Genomic DNA, 20,998 nt, shown 5'->3' on the forward strand with positions numbered 1-20,998 from the left:
AAGAGTTCAGCGATTCAGAAGTAGATTCAGATTCGGACGAAGATAGTGATTCGGAACAGGATTCCAATTCTGAAGAATACAGCGATTCGGAGGAAGATTCGATTTCCGAAGAGTTCAGCGATTCAGAAGAGGATTCAGATTCGGGCGAAGATAGCGATTCTGAAGAGGAATCGAGTTCAGAGGAACACAGTGATTCGGAGGAAGATTCGATTTCCGAAGAGTTCAGCGATTCAGAAGTAGATTCAGATTCGGACGAAGATAGTGATTCGGAACAGGATTCCAATTCTGAAGAATACAGCGATTCGGAGGAAGATTCGATTTCCGAAGAGTTCAGCGATTCAGATGAGGATTCAGATTCGAGCGAAGATAGTGATTCGGAACAGGATTCCAATTCTGAAGAATACAGCGATTCAGAAGCAGATTCAAGTTCTGAAGAGTTCAGTGATTCGGAGGAAGATTCGATTTCCGAAGAGTCAAGTGATTCAGAAGTAGATTCAGATTCGGATGAGGATAGTGATTCAGAACAGGATTCCAATTCTGAAGAGTTCAGCGATTCAGAAGTGGATTCAGATTCGGACGAAGATAGCGATTCAGAAACAGATTCAAGTTCTGAAGAACACAGCGATTCTGAAGCATCAAGTGATCCAGAAATAGATTTAAATTCCGAAGAACATAGTGATTCGGAGGTAGATTTTAGTTCTGAAAAATTCAATGAATCAGATTCAATTGTGGGCAATTATTTTGATAATAGAGCTAGAAATATTATGCCAAATGAAGGTAATTCTGATACGACCAGTCATGATTTGCCAAATAAACAGTCTTTCGACATTGCCAGTGCAAATACGTCAAATGATGAAACGCCCACACCATATGGTTCTCTGTACCCAATCGTGTTACCGAGAACAGCTAAACAAGCAGTAACAACAGTTGAGCCTACTTTACCAAGCAGTGCTAGCGCGGTTGAAGAGATTGTGAAAATGTTGCCAGCGCTAGGCGGTCTATTTGTCGGTGTCGGTGGTACTGCTGCCTTTGCACGTAAGCGAGATATTTTGATAACGATTTCAACTGATGGTTATCTCAAGCGTAGCGCAACATCTGCAAATGCTGACACCATTAGAAATCGTGACACGATTACTTTTGCTGAAAAAGCGCGTTTATCTGATAAAATTTTAATTTTCACAAATTGTGGGAAAATGATTTACCGACCAATTTCTGAAGTAAAAAACTTTCGACTTACTGAAAATGATGAAGGGCAACACATTAGTGAGTTGACTTCGGATATTTTACCAGATGAAAGAGCTATTTTTGCGAAAATTGTTGAGAGATGTGATTGTTCGGATAACGTTATTGTTGCGACCCAAAATGGTTTAGTCAAGCAGATTCCAATTAGTGATTTGGCGCCGAGACAAGACTATAAGAAAAATAGTCAAGAATATATCCATTTGTCAACTGATGACGAAGTAATTTGTGTTGCAAATGTGACAACTGAGACTTTTTTGTTCACAGCAGATGATGGGCAAACTATTTATATCAATCCAGAAGATATACCGATTGAAAGGGTTCATGATTCAGGTGTTCAGATTGAGGCAATAATCAAAGGGTAAAAATCAGAAACCGTCATGTATAAATTACGAGGCGGTTTTTCGATTGTCTTATAAATAGGCAAAAAAAGCCATAAATTTTGCTATAATAGAGTTATGAATAAAAATCAAGGAAAAAATAGCGAAACAGAATCGGCAAATGATACAGTCTACGGTGTTCATGCCGTTATTGACTCACTTACTGAAAATCTTGGCAATAAACTTTATATTCAAGACGATTTGCGTGGTAAGAATGTTGACAAGATGAAAAGTCTTGCCAGCGAGAAAAAAGTCAATATTTCTTTTATTAGTAAAGAAAAGCTAAAAGAAATGGCTGATGGTGGTGTACACCAAGGCTTTGTCCTAAAAACGAGTGCTTATGCCTATCAGGAACTATCAGATTTGCTGAAACTGACAAAAAATGCGGAAAATCCTTTGCTTATCATCATTGATGGCTTGACTGATCCGCATAATCTTGGGAGTATTCTCAGAACGGCTGATGCGACAAATGTTTCGGGCGTTATCATTCCCAAACATCGTTCGGTTGGTGTGACACCAGTTGTCGTCAAGACGTCGACTGGCGCAGTTAATCATATTCCAATTGCCCGTGTGACCAATCTATCTCAAACGCTTGACAAGCTTAAAAGTGCGGGTTTTTGGGTTTTTGGTACGGACATGAATGGCACACCGTACAGTAAGTGGAACACACAAGGTAAAGTGGCGCTCATTATTGGTGCAGAAGGTGCTGGTATTACGTCAAATATCAAAAAGCAAGTTGATGAAATGATTACGATTCCCATGAAAGGTCATGTTCAGAGCCTTAATGCAGGTGTTGCGGCAGGCATTCTGATGTATGAATGGGCGCGAAATTTCGGTGCTAAGTAAATGAAGAAGCGACTTTAAGGAAATTGTCGAATGATGCAAGTTTTGAAGGCAATAGCTTAAATAACACAACAGATAGTATAAAATCAATCACAGATTTATCTGACAATTATCTCAAATTTTAGTCATTGGCTTCTTGGAAGAGAATTTTATTGTAGAAATTGTCAAAATTAAATTAGCTAAGTGACATTGAGTTGAAAATAGTGATATAAGCCAATTAAAACAACGATTGTAACGCATACAGGAGTAGGTATCATCATCATATTTTCGCATGGAAAAAGCAACTGAACTTAAATTCTACAAATATTAACAAAAAAATCACAGTAAATATCTTGTTTTACTGTGATTTTGTGTTAAAATAAAAAAGAGTGTTTATGCCGAAAATCGGATACTAGGCAACTTTTTACATAATTATACTCTCTAGCTAGAAAATTAAAATACAAAAACTGCTAATTTTCTAGGTAAAAGAGTATTAACTAAAAATATGATGAAATGGAAATGGAAGGAGTCGCTTTAATGGCCAAAAGTGGACTTTATACGGGACTGGATATTGGAACTAGCACAATAAAAGTGTTGGTTGCCGAGTATGTCTCAGGAGAAATGAATATAATCGGTGTCGGAAATGCAAAATCTGACGGTTTAAAAAATGGTACAATCGTTGACATTGAAAAGGTAGCAAATGCAATTCGTAAGGCAGTTAATGCTGCGGAAGAACGTGCGGGTATTCAAATCACAGAGCTGAATGTTGCACTTCCTGCTAATCGACTCGAAGTTGATACTTGTCAGGGTATGGTAACGATTAATAGTGAGTCAAAAGAAGTGGTTGAAAGCGACATTACGCAAGTCGTTTCGAGTGCTTTGATGCGGGGTATGATGCCTGAGCGTGAAATCGTTGCTGTCGAACCAAAAGAGTTCACAGTTGACGGCTTTTCTGGTATTTCAGATCCGCGTGGCATGTTTGGTGTCCGCTTAGAGATGAAAGGGCAAGTTTATACAGCGCCGAAAACTTTGGTACACAACATTCGTCGAGCAGTTGAACGTGCGGGTTATCATATCGAAAATATCGTGATTGCACCTTTAGCCTTGGCACATCATGTGCTAAATGAGGGTGAGCGTGAATTTGGTACGGTACTGATTGATTTGGGTGCGGGACAGACGAGTGTGATTGCAGTGCGCGATCAAGAATTGCAGTTTGCCCACATTATTTCTGAGGGTGGCGATTACGTTACCAAAGATATTTCAACTGTTCTCAATACATCGCTTGAACAGGCAGATAATCTTAAACTCAACTATGGCGAGGCAACAACAGAACGCGCAAGTCAAGATGAAAAATTTCTTGTTGATGTTGTTGGCCACACAGAACCTGTTGAAATTACGGAATATTATTTGTCACAAGTTATTGAAGCGCGCTTGGTTCAAATTTTTACACGTGTCCGCCAAGATTTGGAGCGCTCGCGTGATATTGATTTACCAGGTGGTATTGTCTTACTTGGCGGTGCTGCAGCAATGCCAGGCATAACAGAGCTTGCTACGCAAGTTCTTGGTGCCAATGTTCGCCTATATGTGCCAAATGAAATGGGACTTCGTAATCCAACATTTGCTCAAGTTATTTCGATTGTTGATTATGTTGGCAGTCGTTCAGACATTGAGGTTTTGGTGGCGAGTTCAGCAGTCGGTAATCTTGCTTTTGCAGAACCAATAGTGGATAATGTACCGATTTACAATGAGCCAACGCCTACACCTACTTATATTGAAAATACTTACTCGCAAGATAGCGATGAACCAACTTATGTGTTACCAAAACCACAAGTTAGTCAGACGCCATCAGGAGAAAAAGCGCCACGTGAGGGTATTTTTGACAAATTGCGTAATGTTGTCAATAATATGTTTGATTAAAACTGGACTTAGGTAATTTCAAGATAGTGTAGAAAATAGATATTACCTTACAAAATAAATTTGGAGAAATTAAATCATGGAATTTTCATTTGACGATGGGCTCATGCAAGGAGCTGTTATAAAAGTTATCGGTGTCGGTGGTGGCGGTGGCAATGCCATTAATCGGATGGTTGAAGAAGGCGTTTCAGGCGTTGAGTTTATCGCCGCAAATACAGATGTTCAAGCACTTCACGCATCTAAAGCAGATGTTGTGATTCAACTCGGACCAAAATTGACACGTGGTTTGGGCGCAGGTTCAAAACCCGAAATCGGTCAAAAAGCGGCGGAAGAATCTGCCGAAGTCATTGAGCAAGCCTTACAAGGTGCGGATATGGTCTTTATCACTGCTGGTATGGGCGGTGGAACTGGTACAGGTGCTGCGCCAGTTATTGCTAAAATCTCACGTGAATTAGGTGCCTTGACCGTTGGTGTGGTTACACGACCATTTGGTTTTGAAGGCTCAAAACGTGGTTATTTTGCCTCAGAAGGTATCGAAATGCTTAAAACGGCAGTTGATACTTTGTTGATTATTTCAAATAATAACTTACTTGAAATCGTTGACAAGAAAACGCCATTGACTGAGGCACTTCGTGAAGCAGATAATGTTTTGCGCCAAGGCGTGCAAGGTGTGACAGACTTGATTACCAATCCTGGGATGATTAACCTTGATTTTGCTGATGTGAAAACTGTTATGGCAAATAAAGGTGATGCGCTCATGGGTATTGGAACTGCATCGGGTGAAGATCGTGTGATTGAGGCAACGCGTAAAGCGATTTACTCGCCACTTCTTGAAACAACGATTGAAGGCGCTGAAAATGTTCTCTTGAACGTGACAGGCGGTATGGATATGAGTTTGACCGAAGCCCAAGATGCTTCTGAGCTCGTTATTCAAGCCGCTGGTAATGACGTCAATATCCTTTTGGGTACATCAATTGATGATAGCCTAAGAGATGAAATTCGTGTTACTGTTGTTGCGACAGGTGTCTCTGATGATGAGTTACAAGCCTCATATCAAACAACATTAAATCAAACACAAGCCCAACAACAGCCGATGCATCAGCAGCAAGCACCAGTAGAAGAGCAACCACGTCGTCGTGTGCTTGGTGCATCAAATCTTGATTTATCCAATAATAATTTTGGCACACGTCAAGCAGAACCTGAAAGTTCTGCACCAGAATCAGCTTTTGGTAACTGGGACATTCGCAAAGGAAACAATGTGCGTCGTGCACCAGCTGAGCCAGCTAATCCAGCTGGTGTCAGCAGTTTTGGAGGTACAGCAACCTCGTCAACTAATGATGACCTTGATATACCGCCATTTTTGAGACGTTAAGTCATGCACATTTTTGAAAATGTCCAAGAGGTTTTGAAAAAGATTGCCACAGTTGAAGAAAGTTGCGGGCGCAAAACCACTGTTGTCGGTGTCACTAAGTCTGTTGACACAAAGGCTGCACGTGAGTTGGTCAAGTCGGGGATTGTAAATATCGCTGAAAATCGGACTGAGCTTTTCTTGGATAAATATAACAAGATGTCTAATCTTGATGTGACTTGGCATCTTATTGGTACCTTACAACGTCGTAAAGTCAAAGAGGTCATTAACTTGGTTGATTATTTCCATGCGCTTGATTCTGTTAAATTAGCACAAGAAATTGATAAGCGAGCCAAACATGTCATCAAGTGTTTTTTGCAAGTCAATGTATCGGGTGAAGCAAGTAAACATGGCTTTTCGCCAAATGACTTAGACCAAGTTCTAGCGGAAATAGCTGATTTGTCTCATATTCAAATCGTTGGTTTAATGACAATGGCACCAATTAATGCAACAGATGCTGAGCTTGATTCGATATTTGCCAAGGCAAGCGCCTTGCAACGTCAAATTGCGGCTCAAAATTTAACTCATAGCCCTTGTACAGAGTTATCAATGGGAATGAGTCGAGATTATCAACGCGCTATTCAACATGGTGCAACTTTTGTTAGAATCGGTAGTGAGTTTTTCAAATAAAATAAGTAGGTAGAAATTAATGGCTTTTAAAGACTTTTTAGAAAAAGCAAGAGACTTTTTTGTAATAGGAGATGAGGACGAAACAGTAGGACCGCAAGCGCAAGTCGCGTCTGCTCCAACCCCTCCAGTTGCGGCGCAACCTCAGATACAACCGAAACGCCCGCAGGTCGTGACAAATAGCGCACCAACTCCTGAACCTAGGCAAGAACAAAAAAAGCAAGTGCGACCTGAACCAATGCCAAATCAAGGGCATTCAAATACACCAAAAAGGAAACTCCCTCCTCAAACTCAAGGTCTTACCCCAACGATTGCGATAAGGGAGCCAGCTGCCTATGATAATGTCATGGAATCAGCTCGTGTTGTGCGCAATGGCGAGAGTGTTTTGCTCAACTTTAAAAATATGAGCGATCAACAAGCACGTCGGTCAATTGACTTTTTGACTGGGGTAATCTTTACAATTGATGGTGATATTCAAAATGTTGGTGGGCAAATTTTCTTGTTGACACCAAACGGTATGGCTGTTGATGCTGAAAAAGAATTGAGTGTGCTTTCAGGTCGTAATTTTGAAGGTTTGGACAATTTTTAAGGTCAGTTTTCTAAAAATTGGGGGGAAGAATGATTATTTTCATTGATAGGCTACTCACACTTTATGAGTGCGTTTTGATTATTTATGCTTTGATGAGTTGGGTGCCTGACCTTGCATTTAGTGGTGTTGGTAGGTTTATAGAGCGACTTGTTCGACCCTATCTATCTATTTTTGAACGTCTGCCACTGAGATTTGCGGGTATTGATTTCACGGTTATTGCTGGTCTTTTGATTCTTGAAGTGGTGCAACGTCTGCTTTTTTCTCTCTTTTATTTTTAATGGAGCAGACAAGTATTTATCAGCATTTTCGGGCGAGCGAGCGCAACTTTATTGAAAAAGTCAGCGATTGGGTGGTGCGCGTTTCTGAGACTTACACCCTTGTTGTGACTGACTTTCTCAATCCTCGGCAGATTTTTATCTTGACGACTTTGGCAAATGCGGCAGAACTTCAGCTATTTACCAGTTCAGCTGTCGCTGAAACAGAGTATGTTAAGGCAATTTTAGCACCAAGTTATTATGAATTAGATGTGGCAGATTTTGAATTGGCTTTATTACAAATTGATTTTGCAAGTCAATTTGTCACACTTAAACATTCGCAAATTTTGGGAACTTTCCTTGGCGAAACTGGCTTGGAACGTGCTAAAATTGGTGATATTGTGGTGCATGATAGCTTTGCTCAGGTGTTTGTTGAGGCTAAACTTGTGCCACTATTTATTGAGAGAATCACGAAAATTGCGCGAAGTGGTGTTAAAATTCGAGAGATTGATTTGGCACAGTTTGTTCCGTCAGCTGAACTTTCGCTAATGAAACAAATCACAGTGTCAAGTTTGCGTTTGGATAAAGCTATTGCAGGTATTTTTAATATCTCTCGCAATTTGGCGCAAAATTTGATACAATCAAGTAAGGTAAAGGTTAATTATGTAGAAAATCTGCGTAATGACTTTGAGCTTGATGAAAATGATCTGATTAGCGTGCGTGGTTTTGGGCGTTTTAAGATTGTTCAAAATCTTGGGTTGACCAAAAAAGAGAAACTTCGAGTAGAAGTTAAACTCATTACAAGTAAAATTTAAATTACTAAAAAACGTTACATATAATAAGGAGGATACCACCTGTGGCATTAAATAGTTTAGATGTTCAAAACAAAACATTTTCAACAAAATTACGTGGCTACAATAAAGGCGATGTTGATGATTTTCTTGATCTAATTGTTCGAGATTATGATGATTTTGCAGCGAAACTTAAAGAACAAGACCGTGAGCTGAAAAGTTTGCGCGAGCGTGTGAATTATTTTGAGGGCATGAAAGATTCGCTCAATAAATCAATCGTTGTGGCGCAAGGTGCAGCAGATAATTTGAAAGAGCAAGCCTCAAATGAAGCCAATACGATTACAAGTGAGGCAGGGCAAAAAGCTCAGTATATTTTGGAGGCTGCTAAGAAAGAGGCGGGTGGTATTCTCAACTCTGCCTCTGATGATGCACGCCGTTTGGTTAAAGAAACAGATGAATTAAAACGCAAGATGCGCATTTATCATCAACGAATGACGTTAATGGTTGAAGCGCAACTTGAGGGTATCAAGTCTCATGAATGGGAAGATGTTTTGCGCCCGACTGCGACTTATATTGCTGATGGCGAGGATAAACTCAAAGAAATCATTGACGAGCATGATGGTAATACGGTTAAGATTAACCATTTTACAACTGAGGTGAAATCGGCACTTGATTCTGAGTTTGAAGCAGCAGCAACTCCGATTCAAGCAGAAGTTTCTAGCTTGAATGAGCAGAGTATTGCGCCAGAAGCTGATACTGAAAAATAAAACGATAATGCGAAAATCAACAGATATTAACAGCGAGCAAGAGAATGGTGGAAGTCTTGTATTCCCTTTGTTGATGGACATCAGATTGTTTTGATGTTTTAAGTTTGGTCTCCTTTATCAGACTATTTGTGAGGCTTGTTTAGTATATCAAGTGAATTAGGGTGGTACCGCGGCTTTTCGTCCCTACGTCAAGCCTTTTTGTTTTTTTGGCGCGATGACTTCGTTAGCTTTCAGCTCGTAGCCGTAAGGCTACTTCCCTTCAGCTGCCTTGTCCTCACGCCAAAAAAACTCAAAAAAGTTTGTAAAATTTTTATCGCGATGATTTCGTTAGTTTTCATCTCTTAGCCGTATGGTATTTCCTTTCAGCTGACTTGTTCTCACGTCAAAAAAACTCGAAAAAGTTTGTAAATTTTTATTGTGATGATGTCGTTAGTTTTCATCTCTTAGCCCAATGCTACTTCGGTTCAGTTGATTTGTTCTCATGACAAAAAACTCGAAAAAGTTTGTTATCGCGATGATTTCGTTAGTTTTCATCTCTTAGCCGTATGGTATTTCCTTTCAGCTGACTTGTTCTCATGACAGAAAAACTCGAAAAAGTTTGTAAAATTTTTATTGTGATGATTTCGTTAGTTTTCATCTCTTAGCCGTATGGTATTTCCTTTCAGCTGACTTGTTCTCATGACAAAAAACTCGAAAAAGTTTGTAAATTTTTATTGTGATGATGTCGTTAGTTTTCATCTCGTAGTTGTAACAAAGGCTCGCTCGTCTTAGTAGCCTTGTCCTTACGTCAAAAAAGTTTGGAAAATTTTCTTGTCGTGAGAGGTTTGTTATACTCATTTAACTGTAAAAAAACTTACGAAACTTTTGTGCTAGATTCGTCAATTCTAGGTGACAAGGCAAAGCGTACAGGTGTACGGTGAGAGTTGTCAACGACGAAGTGGCGAAAAGTGTTAGCTTTTTATAGTTAAACGAGTATAGTCACAGTTGTATCGAAAAAATGGACTTAAAAACTTTAAAAACAGATAAAAACTATTCTGGTTTTAGAGTTGGTTGCCCGTACTAAATTGTTACCCAAATTGATAATAAAGAAAGTGAAGTTATTAATATGAAAATTAAAGAAACTTTAAATCTTGGCAAAACAGCTTTTCCAATGCGTGCTGGTCTGCCTAATAAAGAGCCACTCATGCAAGAGGCTTGGGATAAGGCTAACCTTTATGCTTACCGTCTCAAAGAAAACGAGGGGAAACCGTCATTTGTTCTGCATGATGGTCCGCCGTATGCGAACGGCGATATTCATGTTGGGCATGCCTTGAATAAAATTTCAAAAGATATGATTATCCGTTACAAAAACATGGCAGGTTTTCGCGCACCATATGTGCCTGGCTGGGATACGCATGGCTTGCCGATTGAGCAAGTGCTGACTAAGCAAGGTGTCAAGCGTAAAGAGCTTGATCGTGCGGATTATTTGCGTCTGTGTCGGGATTATGCCCTATCGCAAGTAGCTATTCAGCGTAAAGGTTTCAAATCGCTCGGTGTTTTGGGCGATTGGGAACAGCCTTATATGACTTTGCAGCCTGAGTTTGAGGCAGCGCAAATTCGTGTTTTCGGTAAAATGGCTGAAAATGGTTATATCTATAAAGGCGCGAAACCGATTTATTGGTCGCCGTCATCTGAAAGCTCGCTTGCTGAGGCTGAGATTGAATATGAAGATGTGCGTTCAGCATCAATTTTTGTTGCATTTAAAGCAACGGATACTAAGGGAATTTTGCCAGAAGATGTTGAATTTGTGATTTGGACAACTACGCCGTGGACAATTCCGTCAAATTTGGGAATTTTTGCACATCCTGACTATGATTATGTGGTTGTTGCTGTGAATGGACGTAAATTCGTTATCGCCTCAGAATTGCTTCATGCTGTGGCTGAAAAATTGGCATGGGAAAACTATGACGTCATCCAAACAGTTAAGGGAGCAGAACTTGACTTGATGACAGCCAAACACCCATTTTATGACCGTGAAACCTTGGTCATGAATGCAGAATACGTTACGCTTGATTCGGGTACTGGGCTGGTTCACGTTGCACCAGGTCACGGGGAAGATGACTACATTTTCAGTCGGAAATATAAACTTGGTGTCTTGTCGCCAATTGATAATCGGGGTTATTATACGAATGAAGCACCAGGACTTGAAGGTCTTTTCTATGATGAAGGTAATAAAAAAGTTACAGAATTGTTAGAAGAAAATGATGCTTTGCTCAAACTTGAATTTTTCACGCATAGCTATCCGCATGACTGGCGTACTAAGAAACCTGTGATTTATCGCGCAACACCGCAATGGTTCGCCTCAATTGACAAATTTCGCGAGAATATTTTGAGCGAAGTTGAAAAAGTGGATTGGATTGTGCCATGGGGTAAAACGCGTTTATATAACATGATTCGTGACCGTGGTGATTGGGTTATCAGCCGTCAACGTGCTTGGGGCGTGCCATTACCGATTTTCTATGCTGAGGATGGGACGGCGATTATAACACCTGAAACAACGGCACATGTTGCTGAACTTTTCGCTGAAAATGGTTCGGTTATCTGGTGGGAACGTGAGGCGAAAGACCTTTTGCCGACTGGTTTCACGCACCCAAGTTCGCCAAATGGGGCATTTACCAAAGAAACGGATATTATGGACGTTTGGTTTGACTCGGGTTCGTCTTGGCATGGCGTGCTCAATCAGCGGGAAGAATTGACTTATCCAGCCGACCTTTACCTTGAGGGTTCTGACCAGTATCGTGGTTGGTTCAACTCGTCTATCACGACTTCTGTTGCTGTTAATGGTATTGCGCCATACAAGGCGGTGCTGTCGCAAGGTTTCGTCCAAGATGCCAAAGGGCGTAAGTTTTCTAAATCTTTGGGCAATGGGATTGCACCGAAAGACGTGACCAAACAGTATGGTGCAGATATTCTGCGCTTATGGGTTGCTAGCGTTGATAGTACGTCTGATGTGCGTGTTTCTATGGATTTGATTGGTCAAACTTCAGAAAGTTATCGTAAAATTAGAAATACATTGCGTTTCTTAATTGCCAATACCTCTGATTTTGATAAATCAAAGGATACGATTGCTTTTGCTGACTTGCATGGTTCTGATAAATATCTTTTGATTCGTCTGAATCAGGTTGTGACATCGGTGCGCGAGGCTTACGATCGTTATAATTTCATGGAGGTTTATCGGACGATTTTCAATTTCTTGACTAATGATTTGTCTGCTTTCTATCTTGATTTTGCTAAGGATATTGTTTATATTGAGTCTGAAAATTCTTTTGCTCGTCGTCGAATGCAAACGGTTATGTATGAGATTCTGGTTAAATTGACGAAATTGCTTGTGCCGATTGTGCCACATACTGCTGAGGAAATTTGGACTTATCTGGAACAAGAAGAGGAGGCTTACGCTTATTTGGCTGAGATGCCAAATGCTACCGTTATTGCAGATGCAGATGAAATTCTTGATTTATGGTCAGCATTTCTTGACTTCCGCGCAGGCGTGCTAAAAGCGCTTGAAGTTGCGCGCGAGGACAAGGTTATCGGCAAGTCGCTTGAGGCTAGCGTAACGGTTTATCCTGATGAAGTGACCAAGGTGCTGATTGCAAGCATTGCTGAGCAAGAAGATGTTGCAACACTTTTGATTGTGTCTGAATTTGCTATTTCTGACGAGATTGCGCCTGAGGAGGCGGTAAAGCTTGATGAAATTGCAATCAAAGTTGCGCATGCTCATGGCGAGGTTTGTCAACGTTGTCGTCGTTTGGATAATACAGTTGGGGCAAATGCGAATCCGCATTTTGCTGAATTGTGTGACCATTGTGCGACGATTGTTTCTGCTGAATTTCCAGAAGTTGCGACTACTGGTTTTGAAGAAAAATAGATATAGACGTGTTTAAGCACAAAAATAAAATAGATTTCGGCTAGTATAAAAGCGCTCAATAAGGGCGCTTTTTGCTTTATTTGGGAATTCAATGTGCCTGTTTAAACAGGTAGAGATGGCTTAGGATATAATAGGCGAATGATATTAATGAGATAAACATTAGGTTTTCTTGTAGAGTTGAGGAGACTTCAATACGCCAAAAGTTGAGTTGGTAATGCCTAAAAAAACTTGGGATAACAAAACATAAAACTATTGTGAGCCAAACTGAAAATCGGAATTTTCGACGTTGCTTTGTCTGAAAAAATAAAATGATTTGTTATTTTATTTTTTCAGACAATAATCATCACGAGGATCAGCAAAAAGTAGGGTGATAAACACTGTAAAAAGTGAGAAATAACTGTGTTCTCGTCCGTTGATTTCGATGGTATTGATACTTTGCACAATCGGAAAGAAAAATAGATAGGGGATGACAAGGCAGATATTTGTTTTGAAAATCTGCCAAATACTGATGTTTGGAATGACTTTGAGAATTTCTTGTGCTGCCTCTTTTGGCTGATTGCCAAAGAACCTTTCTGCTGAAATGCCGTCAAGTTCGGCGGTTTTGAGGTCATTTGCGATTTCATTTATTTTTTATTCAAGTTCAATGGGGGATTTAAAAAAAGCGTTATTTCGGAGGTAAATGGTTAAATTTAGCAGAAAATTTTTATTGTTAAGCGTTAGAGTTTGACTGATTTTATCATTGTCGAGCGTGAGTTCTTTGAGAGTTGGCATGGGTGTTACTCCTTATTTTTTAGAAAATGTTTGAGAATGTAGGAAGCGCCGATGATAACGAAGATAAAGCTGTGTATTGGTTTGATAACTGGTGGTAGTTCAATCTGCCAAAAGTAGCGTTGCCATTTTTCAATCAATTGTGGCATGAACAGCCATAAGGCAACTGCTAAGCAAAATATTGCTAGGCTTAATAATTGATAACCTTGTCGATGTTTGGCGTTAAAAGCTGAAAGATTGAGGCATTTATTGAGGATGAAAAAGAGAATTGCTGTGAAAATGAGGCAGATAATCAATGAGAGGACAGCAAAGATAGAGGTGCGTTTGACCGTTGATTTGTCGGGTGTAGAGTGTGGCGATTGGGAGGCTGTAAATGAGGAGAATTGACGTGAGAATAGTATTTTCTTTGATAAATTGCCAGTTACTTTTCTTGGGTAGGGCTTTGAGGAGTTCCTTTGTGGCGACTTTGGGTTGATTGCCAAAGAACTTTTCGGCGGAAATGCCGTTTGCTTGAGCGTTTGCGATGTCATTTGCGATTTCGTTGATTTTCAGTTCGAGCGTTAATTTATCTTTGAAAGTTGCCAGTGTTGCCAGATGTAGTGCCAAATCGTTTACGAAAGTGGCGTTTTCTTCATCAAGTTGAGAGATGATTTTTTCTGTTTCCTTGGAAATTTGTTTAAGTGTTGTCATGTCTTGCTCCTTTTTTGTAGCAAATGAAACGATAATAAGAAATATCAGCCAAACTAACGGAAATTTCAATTATCACAGCTTGTAGTACGTGCCATTTTAGTTAGTTTGGCTGACCTTTTAAAGAAGAAAAAGTGTATGAGAATAACGCTAAAAATTGATAAGGCAACTATGATAAAGTGTGTAAAACCGAGTACTTCAAAGCAGAGAAAGTGAAAGTCGTATCTGCTTGGTGGACTAAAGAGAATGCCAACAAAACCAACGATACTACCGATAAAATAAGCGATAGTCAGTAGTTTATAGTAAGTTTTGAATCTACTTTTGTTAAATGCTAGCAGATGAATCATTTTCATTATGATGACAATATGTAAGATGTAAAAAATGAGAATTATGATAAAAATGGGAGTGAGAAATAAGTCTGCACGACGCCATTGATTTCTTTGTCAAATAATGTTGGCGTCAGGCTACTAATAAATAAGATGACGAGAGTTGGCAAAGCTTGTTTGAAAAGTTGTCTATTACTTGCGTTTGGCATGGCTTCGAGAATCTTGTCAGCTGTGATTTTAGGAGTATTACCGAAAAAATCGTAAGCAGAGATACCGTCCGCTTGCGCTGTGGCAATATCATTTAAAATTTCACTGACTTTATTTTGAAATAGACTTGTGTCTTTTAAATAGGCTTTTGTTGTTAGCGATACAAGCAGATTCATCGCAAATTTTATATTTTCTTTATTGAGCGTGTGGTTGATTAGGGAAATGATCTCAGATTCGAGCTTTTGGTTATGTGTCATGAGTTTTTTTCCTTTTCAATTTTAGCAATAAAAGTATTTTCGGCGTGCCACGCAGATAAGCAGTCAGCGAGATGAAAAATTGTTGATTTTCCTTGTTTAAGTGCATAGCAAGCTGATCATTATCTGCTTTAACGTGACTTGCATTTGTCATATGGCTTTCCTCCTTGTGTTAAATCTTCAAAAATGTTGATGAATTTGCCAAATCTGGCGATAAAATCTTTGGTTGCTTGCCTGCCGTCATTGGAGAGTGCGTAGTATTTGCGACTGGGACCTTCGGCAGATTTTCGTGTTTCGGTCGTTACTCAGTTGTTTTTTCAAATTTGGTCAATATTGGATAAATTGTGCCCATGGAAACGTCGTCAAAACCGATTGTCGCAAATTTTTGGGAAATTTCATAACCATAAAGGCTGTCAGATTTACCGATAATCATCAGTAAAAATCCCTCAACAATGCCTTTTCTCAGCTGACTTTCATTGATATAGTCGATTTTGCTCACTTCCTTTCTTGAATGCTATTATGCCTAACATAATAGTGGAAAAGAAAAAAATGCAAAAGTTATACGACTTAATTTGTAAAAAAGTATTTACATTTCTGGAATATTATGTTATCTTTAAATAGTTACGAAATAAAAAATATTAGGAGAATTATTTTGAAGAAATTCATATCATTTATCAGTTTGTTAGTTTGTGCCTCAGTATTGGTTGCTTGTTCTGGCAAAAAGTCGGCAGATTCAAATCAATCGTCAATTCCTGCTACTGGTGCTGAAAAGATTGTCAAAATTGGTTGGCAAGATAGTGGCTTTTTGTCGCCATTTACATTTACGAAGGCGGGGCCTGGTGGCTACTTACGTAATAGTTTTATTTTTGATGCTTTAACTTGGAAAGATGAGACGGGTGTGATTCCTTGGCTTGCTAGTGATTGGGAAATATCGGAAGATGAATTAATTTACACGTTTACGATTGTTGACAATGCTAATTTTTCAAATGGTGAGGCTTTGACGGCATCGGATGTTGCATTTTCTTATGATTATTTCAAGAAATATGGTTATCAATGGAGTGCTGATATGTCTAAAATTGAAAAGACAGAAGTCATTGATAAAACACATGTTAAAATCACTTTAACAGAAAAATTTGTACCTTTTATTTCAGAAATTGCTGGTATTTTACCTATTATTCCAGAATCAATTTGGAAAGATGTCACAGATCCTAAGCATTATTTGAAAGCAGACGCTTTGATTGGTTCAGGACCATTTGTCTTGAAAAAATATGATGAAGCTGCTGGTAATTATCAATTTGAGAAAAATTCTAACTATTTCAAAGGTAATGTAACGGTTGCAGGTGTTCAATATCTGGCTGTTCAAGATCGGATGTTGTCATTGACAAATAAGGAAATTGATGGAGGGATGACCTTTAGCCATGCGCAAAAAGTTGAGATGGAAAAGCAAGGGTTTACGGCTTTAGCAAGTGAGCCAACAGGTAGTGCTGTACGGATTGTTTTCAATCTTAACAAGAAACAATTTGCCTCTAAGGAATTGCGCCAAGGGATTGCCTATGCCCTAGATCGGGCTGAGATTTCTAAAAAAGTATTGGGAAGCGATCAACCGATGGTCGGAAGTGCGGGGGTGATTCCACCAGACTCTGATTGGTATAATGAAAATGTGAAGCAATATGCCTACGATACGAAAAAAGCAGAAGAAATTTTTACTTCTTTGGGATATGAGAAAGTTGATGGGCATTATCAGGAGTTGAATCTGAAATTGATTTCTAGTGGCGAATCAAAAGAGGCGTTGATCATGAAAGATATGCTAGCAAAAGTTGGTGTGACTTTGGAAGTTCAGGCGCTTGATGCGGCAGCATTTAACCAAGCTTTGGCTGATAATGATTATGATATGGCGATTACAGGGCATATTGGTTATTCTGGCGATCCTGATTTCTTACGACTTTGGTTCTCAGGTCAAGCCTATAATACTTTTGCGGGCACTGCTGTTTTTGAAAATAAAGTTTATCAAGAGTTGGCAACTTTACAGATGTCACAATCAGACGAAAAAGCGCGTCACGAGACGGTTAATAAAATGCAAGATATTTTAGCAGAAGAGTTGCCGACACTTTTACTTTATCATCGACCATTTTACTTTATGTACGATGCGACAGTCTTTGATGGTTGGTTTAATACAGCAAATGGTATTTCAGACGGTATTCCGTTGACGGATAATAAATTAGCCTTTGTTGATGTGACAAAATAAGGTAGAATGAGGCGTTAAACATATGAAGCAGACAATCAGGTTTTATCTCATTATTTTTGCTAGTCTTATTGTTTTGCTCTTTCTTTTGCCAAGATTGCTTCCAGGAGGTCCTTTGGATTTTATTTTAGGACGAGGTGATGGGCCAACGATGACTGCGGCGCAACAAGCAAAATTAATGAGCTACTACAATTTGGATAAATCAATTTGGCAACAGTTTTTGATTTATTTGCGTCATTTAGTACAGTTTAAATTTGGGGTGTCCTATTTATATCAGCAGCCAGTGATACAGTTGATTTTGACGAGATTGCCTTATACACTTGCTGTCGTTGGTATTTCTATTTTCTTTTCTTTTTTCATAGGTGTTTTATTGGGACTTTTTGTGGCAGATAAAAAAGAAACGCTAAGAAGTAAAGGCATTTTTATCGGGATGTTGACTTTATCGTCACTGCCAGAATATTTGATTGGTTTGTTACTTGTGATTCCTTTTTGTATTTTATTGAAATGGTTGCCGATGAGTGGCGCGCAAACGTCATTTTTAGAAAATGCATCAATTTGGTCTCAAATTAAAGATAGGCTGATACATGGCATTTTGCCTGTTTTAGCCTTGACTTTGGCAAATGTACCAAGTATTTTCTTGATTGTTAGAAATCAAGCAAGGGAGATTTTAAAGCAACCTTATATTGAATTTGCTGAGATGAAAGGACTCAAACACCATCGAATTATTTATCGGCATGTTTTTAGAAATATCTTATTACCAATTTTTACTTTGATGATGCAACGAATTGCGATTATCCTAACAGGAGCTATTTTTGTAGAGACACTTTTTTCCTATCCAGGAATTGGTTTATTATTGCAAGAATCAATCTTATCACGTGATTATCCGCTAATGCAAGGCTTGTTTCTAATATTTGCCTTAGTTATTTTGAGTATTAATCTCTTGACAGATTTGTATTATCCAAAATTAGACCCGAGAATTGGAGGAAAAAATGTTGAAAAAATTTAAAGTTTCAACCTTTCTTTTTCTAATGATTTTGTTACTTAGTTTCTTTATGATGAAATTTTCGCCTTATGCACCTAATAGTATTGCATTTGAAATGTCAATGTTACCGAATCAGGCGCATTTACTTGGGACAAATGCAATGGGGCAGGATGTTTTGACTAGACTTGCGCATGCCACTTTTACAAGTCTCCTTTTTGGCTTGATTGTGTCCATGATTTCGACAGCTTTGAGTGCGATTTTAGGTTTATTAGCAGGTTTTCATCAATTATCAGATAAATTTATCAATGGTCTTGCTAATATTTTAATGGTTTTTCCAAATTTGCTTATCATTTTGATTGTGGCAGCATTTACAGGTGGTGGTTTTCTTGAATTGATTCTGATGATGAGTTTTTTGACTTGGCCTGCCTATATGCGTCTGATTCGCGCAGAAGTATTACAGCTCAAAGAAATGGCTTATGTTATTTCTGCTAAAAATTTTGGTGGCAGTATGTGGCATATTTTACGGCAACATATTTTGCCAAATATTAGTTCACTTGTCAAATCAAAATTTATTATCCAGTTTCGTGGGGCGATTATTGCTGAAACAGGTCTAGCTTTCTTAGGGATTGGTGATCCAAACGTGATAACTTTGGGTAATATTATTAATGAGGGCTTTGTTAATAAACTCATCTTTTTAAATAACAGTTGGCTTTGGTTAGTTTTACCTGCTATTGTGATTTTGCTACTGACAACGATTTGTTTAACTTTTGCAAATGAACCTCAAAATAATCTTAAGATAACTTCAAACAAGAAGAAGTTGAAAAAGTCTCAAAATCCCAAAAATTATTTTGGAAATGCTAATTTGTGTGTGACTGATTTGACGCTTCAATTTGATGATAAACTAATATTAGAACAGGTGTCATTTGAAATGAAAGCGGGAGAAATCGTCAGTATTGTGGGGGCTTCGGGCGTTGGTAAAACGAGTTTTGTCAAAGCAATTTATGGCTTGTTACCGCCTGAAAATATGTCTGGCAATGTTCAAATAGCAGAGATTGATATGACAACGGCGGCTAAAAAAGAAGTCATCGGCAAGACATGCACCTACATTTACCAAGATGCAAATGCGGCATTTAATCCAGTTTTGACAATAGGCGAGCAGTTTTACGAGTATCAAAGTAATCGGCAAAAGGTGGCTGAAGCGCTTGAAAATGTTGGGTTAAATGAGACAATCTTGCAATCTTATCCGCATGAAAATTCAGGAGGAATGTTATCGCGCGCAATGATTGCTTTAGCGATTATCAATGAACCAGATTTTATTATCGCAGATGAATGTACGAGCGCTCTTGATCCGATATTGAAAAAAGAAATCGTTGACTTACTTGTCTCTAAAATCAAAAATCGTCAGATTGGTTTGTTATTTATTACACATGAATTAGAGATTGCACATAGCATCTCAGATCGTATCTTAAGAATAGAAAATCAAAAATTTATTGAGGAGGTAGCGGTGATATGAAATTGATTCAATGTGACAATTGTAGTAAATTTTTTGATGGCATATGTGCTTTTGAAGCGATTGATTTTTCGATTAATCGAGGTGAAATTATCAGCTTGATCGGAGAATCAGGGAGTGGCAAATCAACGATTGCGGAATGTATCAGTGGCATCAAAAATCTGACAACAGGTAAAGTGACGAAAATTGCCAATTTGAAAATGCAGTATATCTTTCAAAATCCAGGTCGCTCTTTTAATCCAAAGTGGCAGATGGGAAAATCCTTGTTAGAGCCTTTGAAATTGTCGAAGAAACTTGAAAATAGCACTCAAATTGACGTTTATCTTGACAAATTGAAGTTGGATAAACAGTTATTAACACAATATCCGCATGAATGTTCAGGTGGTCAGAAACAGCGTTTGGCGATTATTCGAGCGATTTTATGCGAACCTGATTTGATTATTGCTGACGAGGTTACTTCTGGTTTGGATAGTGAAAATGAACAAGAATTACTGAAGATTTTTAAAGAAATCAGTCTGTCAGGTGTTGCGATACTTTTTATTACACACAATATTAAAACGATTGAAAATTTTTCAGATCAAGTTATTGTCTTAAAGCAAGGTAAAATTGTCGAAAAAGCGATAACGAAAACGATTTTAGATGCCCCTAAACAAGACTATACTCAAAAATTATTGGCAGCTAGTCATTATTTTACATCAAGGAGAAAAGAATTTGTCAGAATTTAACAAAATAATCCAGTTATATCCCAATAATGCCTTTGCAATCAATCAAGTTGTTGCACCATTTATTGATTTAGTGGATCAGTATGCGTTTGATTTTAATGATTTGTCGCATTACCAAGTGCTTTTGATAACGGAATTTGTGGATCAGGAGTTGTTATTTAAACACAAAGAAGCCATCTCTCAATTTCTTGATGAGAAAAAAATTGTTATCTATTGTGGTCAATTATTTCGAGATTTTATTCCCGGTGCGACTTTATTTATGCCTAAGAGATTGATTAGTTATCATGATTATGAGATTAAAATTGCGACAAATTCTAGCATTTTCAAAGGTGTTAAGGCAGATGATTTGACTTATAATAAAGGCGTTGCAGGTTTTAATGCGCGTGGCTGGTATTTACCACCCAAACATGCTGAAATTTCCTTGACTTTTAAAACAGGTGGTGTGATTTCATATATTGACCGCGAAACGACTAAAGGGACGATTTTGGTACATGCAGGCCGTCAATTATTTGGCTATAAAAATCAAGATAAATCAACGGATGTCATCTCTGTTAATGTTGCAAAGTGGGTAGAAGATGAACTCACAAGATTAGAGGGGAAATAAA

At 38.5% G+C, this 20,998-nt stretch carries 19 protein-coding genes; 15 read left to right on the forward strand and 4 right to left on the reverse strand.

The window, feature by feature from the left end:
- The 10 genes from Hs30E_RS03375 to ileS all read left to right on the forward strand — a co-directional run.
- Nucleotides 1-1,604 (forward strand): DNA gyrase C-terminal beta-propeller domain-containing protein (locus tag Hs30E_RS03375; protein WP_228461980.1); only part of this gene is annotated, 1,604 nt, incomplete at its 5' end.
- A 93-nt stretch (nt 1,605-1,697) separates the two neighbouring features.
- Nucleotides 1,698-2,465, forward strand: a complete 768-nt coding sequence (gene rlmB / locus Hs30E_RS03380; RefSeq protein ID WP_172207953.1) for a 23S rRNA (guanosine(2251)-2'-O)-methyltransferase RlmB — start codon at nt 1,698-1,700, stop codon at nt 2,463-2,465.
- 513 nt (nt 2,466-2,978) lie between these two features.
- Nucleotides 2,979-4,358: a cell division protein FtsA gene (gene ftsA / locus Hs30E_RS03385; protein WP_172207955.1), complete on the forward strand. Its 1,380-nt coding sequence runs from the start codon at nt 2,979-2,981 to the stop codon at nt 4,356-4,358.
- 76 nt (nt 4,359-4,434) lie between these two features.
- Nucleotides 4,435-5,727, forward strand: coding sequence for a cell division protein FtsZ (ftsZ, locus tag Hs30E_RS03390; RefSeq protein WP_172207956.1), 1,293 nt, complete (start codon nt 4,435-4,437; stop codon nt 5,725-5,727).
- Nucleotides 5,728-5,730: 3 nt separating this feature from the next.
- On the forward strand, nt 5,731-6,393 hold the full coding sequence (locus Hs30E_RS03395; RefSeq protein WP_172207958.1) for a YggS family pyridoxal phosphate-dependent enzyme: 663 nt from the start codon (nt 5,731-5,733) through the stop codon (nt 6,391-6,393).
- Between the two features lie 19 nt (nt 6,394-6,412).
- Nucleotides 6,413-6,979 (forward strand): cell division protein SepF, encoded by a 567-nt coding sequence (locus Hs30E_RS03400; RefSeq protein WP_172207959.1) that lies wholly within the window; start codon nt 6,413-6,415, stop codon nt 6,977-6,979.
- 29 nt (nt 6,980-7,008) lie between these two features.
- Nucleotides 7,009-7,257, forward strand: coding sequence for a YggT family protein (locus Hs30E_RS03405; protein ID WP_172207961.1), 249 nt, complete (start codon nt 7,009-7,011; stop codon nt 7,255-7,257).
- Nucleotides 7,257-8,048 carry a YlmH family RNA-binding protein gene (locus Hs30E_RS03410; RefSeq protein WP_172207962.1) on the forward strand — a complete coding sequence of 264 codons (792 nt, stop codon included), beginning with the start codon at nt 7,257-7,259 and terminating at the stop codon, nt 8,046-8,048. Before Hs30E_RS03405 ends, Hs30E_RS03410 begins: the two co-directional genes overlap by 1 nt.
- A gap of 41 nt (nt 8,049-8,089) precedes the next feature.
- Entirely contained in the window at nt 8,090-8,791 is a 702-nt protein-coding gene (locus Hs30E_RS03415) for a DivIVA domain-containing protein (protein ID WP_172207963.1), read from the forward strand.
- 1,105 nt (nt 8,792-9,896) lie between these two features.
- Nucleotides 9,897-12,695: an isoleucine--tRNA ligase gene (gene ileS / locus Hs30E_RS03420; RefSeq protein WP_172207964.1), complete on the forward strand. Its 2,799-nt coding sequence runs from the start codon at nt 9,897-9,899 to the stop codon at nt 12,693-12,695.
- A gap of 1,014 nt (nt 12,696-13,709) precedes the next feature.
- Here ileS and Hs30E_RS03430 read toward each other — a convergent pair.
- The 4 genes from Hs30E_RS03430 to Hs30E_RS11095 all read right to left on the reverse strand — a co-directional run bounded on the left by Hs30E_RS03430 (nt 13,710) and on the right by Hs30E_RS11095 (nt 15,436).
- A complete protein-coding gene (locus tag Hs30E_RS03430; RefSeq protein WP_172207966.1) occupies nt 13,710-14,153 on the reverse strand; it encodes a hypothetical protein in 444 nt (147 codons plus the stop codon).
- A 385-nt stretch (nt 14,154-14,538) separates the two neighbouring features.
- The gene (locus Hs30E_RS03435) at nt 14,539-14,940 is read right to left on the reverse strand and encodes a hypothetical protein (RefSeq protein WP_172207967.1); all 402 of its coding nucleotides are present in this window, start codon (nt 14,938-14,940) and stop codon (nt 14,539-14,541) included.
- On the reverse strand, nt 14,930-15,091 hold the full coding sequence (locus Hs30E_RS03440; protein WP_172207968.1) for a hypothetical protein: 162 nt from the start codon (nt 15,089-15,091) through the stop codon (nt 14,930-14,932). Before Hs30E_RS03440 ends, Hs30E_RS03435 begins: the two co-directional genes overlap by 11 nt.
- Before the next feature lie 147 nt (nt 15,092-15,238).
- Entirely contained in the window at nt 15,239-15,436 is a 198-nt protein-coding gene (locus Hs30E_RS11095) for a PadR family transcriptional regulator (protein ID WP_228461981.1), read from the reverse strand.
- A gap of 153 nt (nt 15,437-15,589) precedes the next feature.
- On the opposite strand from Hs30E_RS11095, the gene Hs30E_RS03450 reads away from it, so the two are divergent.
- From Hs30E_RS03450 to Hs30E_RS03470, 5 genes are all read left to right on the forward strand, one after another.
- Complete coding sequence (locus tag Hs30E_RS03450; protein WP_228461982.1) at nt 15,590-17,182, forward strand: ABC transporter substrate-binding protein; 1,593 nt, start codon at nt 15,590-15,592, stop codon at nt 17,180-17,182.
- Nucleotides 17,183-17,294: 112 nt separating this feature from the next.
- Nucleotides 17,295-18,185: an ABC transporter permease gene (locus tag Hs30E_RS03455; RefSeq protein ID WP_172207971.1), complete on the forward strand. Its 891-nt coding sequence runs from the start codon at nt 17,295-17,297 to the stop codon at nt 18,183-18,185.
- Nucleotides 18,169-19,674 carry an ATP-binding cassette domain-containing protein gene (locus Hs30E_RS03460; protein WP_172207972.1) on the forward strand — a complete coding sequence of 502 codons (1,506 nt, stop codon included), beginning with the start codon at nt 18,169-18,171 and terminating at the stop codon, nt 19,672-19,674. Before Hs30E_RS03455 ends, Hs30E_RS03460 begins: the two co-directional genes overlap by 17 nt.
- Nucleotides 19,671-20,396: an ATP-binding cassette domain-containing protein gene (locus tag Hs30E_RS03465; RefSeq protein WP_172207974.1), complete on the forward strand. Its 726-nt coding sequence runs from the start codon at nt 19,671-19,673 to the stop codon at nt 20,394-20,396. Before Hs30E_RS03460 ends, Hs30E_RS03465 begins: the two co-directional genes overlap by 4 nt.
- A complete protein-coding gene (locus Hs30E_RS03470) occupies nt 20,383-20,997 on the forward strand; it encodes a phosphate starvation-inducible protein PhoH (RefSeq protein ID WP_172207975.1) in 615 nt (204 codons plus the stop codon). Before Hs30E_RS03465 ends, Hs30E_RS03470 begins: the two co-directional genes overlap by 14 nt.
- Nucleotide 20,998 lies beyond the last annotated feature (1 nt).

Source organism: Pseudolactococcus hodotermopsidis, from assembly GCF_011170085.1.
GTDB classification, from domain to species: domain Bacteria; phylum Bacillota; class Bacilli; order Lactobacillales; family Streptococcaceae; genus Pseudolactococcus; species Pseudolactococcus hodotermopsidis.

Bases quoted from the DNA above. Each gene is read 5' to 3' on its own strand.
- Hs30E_RS03410 (WP_172207962.1), top strand. From the start codon at position 7,257: ATGGAGCAGACAAGTATTTATCAGCATTTTCGGGCGAGCGAGCGCAAC.
- rlmB (WP_172207953.1), top strand. From the start codon at position 1,698: ATGAATAAAAATCAAGGAAAAAATAGCGAAACAGAATCGGCAAATGAT.
- Hs30E_RS03435 (WP_172207967.1), bottom strand. From the start codon at position 14,940: ATGACACATAACCAAAAGCTCGAATCTGAGATCATTTCCCTAATCAAC.
- Hs30E_RS03395 (WP_172207958.1), top strand. From the start codon at position 5,731: ATGCACATTTTTGAAAATGTCCAAGAGGTTTTGAAAAAGATTGCCACA.
- Hs30E_RS03440 (WP_172207968.1), bottom strand. From the start codon at position 15,091: ATGACAAATGCAAGTCACGTTAAAGCAGATAATGATCAGCTTGCTATG.
- Hs30E_RS03400 (WP_172207959.1), top strand. From the start codon at position 6,413: ATGGCTTTTAAAGACTTTTTAGAAAAAGCAAGAGACTTTTTTGTAATA.
- Hs30E_RS03465 (WP_172207974.1), top strand. From the start codon at position 19,671: ATGAAATTGATTCAATGTGACAATTGTAGTAAATTTTTTGATGGCATA.
- Hs30E_RS03460 (WP_172207972.1), top strand. From the start codon at position 18,169: ATGTTGAAAAAATTTAAAGTTTCAACCTTTCTTTTTCTAATGATTTTG.
- ileS (WP_172207964.1), top strand. From the start codon at position 9,897: ATGAAAATTAAAGAAACTTTAAATCTTGGCAAAACAGCTTTTCCAATG.
- ftsZ (WP_172207956.1), top strand. From the start codon at position 4,435: ATGGAATTTTCATTTGACGATGGGCTCATGCAAGGAGCTGTTATAAAA.
- ftsA (WP_172207955.1), top strand. From the start codon at position 2,979: ATGGCCAAAAGTGGACTTTATACGGGACTGGATATTGGAACTAGCACA.
- Hs30E_RS03430 (WP_172207966.1), bottom strand. From the start codon at position 14,153: ATGACAACACTTAAACAAATTTCCAAGGAAACAGAAAAAATCATCTCT.
- Hs30E_RS03405 (WP_172207961.1), top strand. From the start codon at position 7,009: ATGATTATTTTCATTGATAGGCTACTCACACTTTATGAGTGCGTTTTG.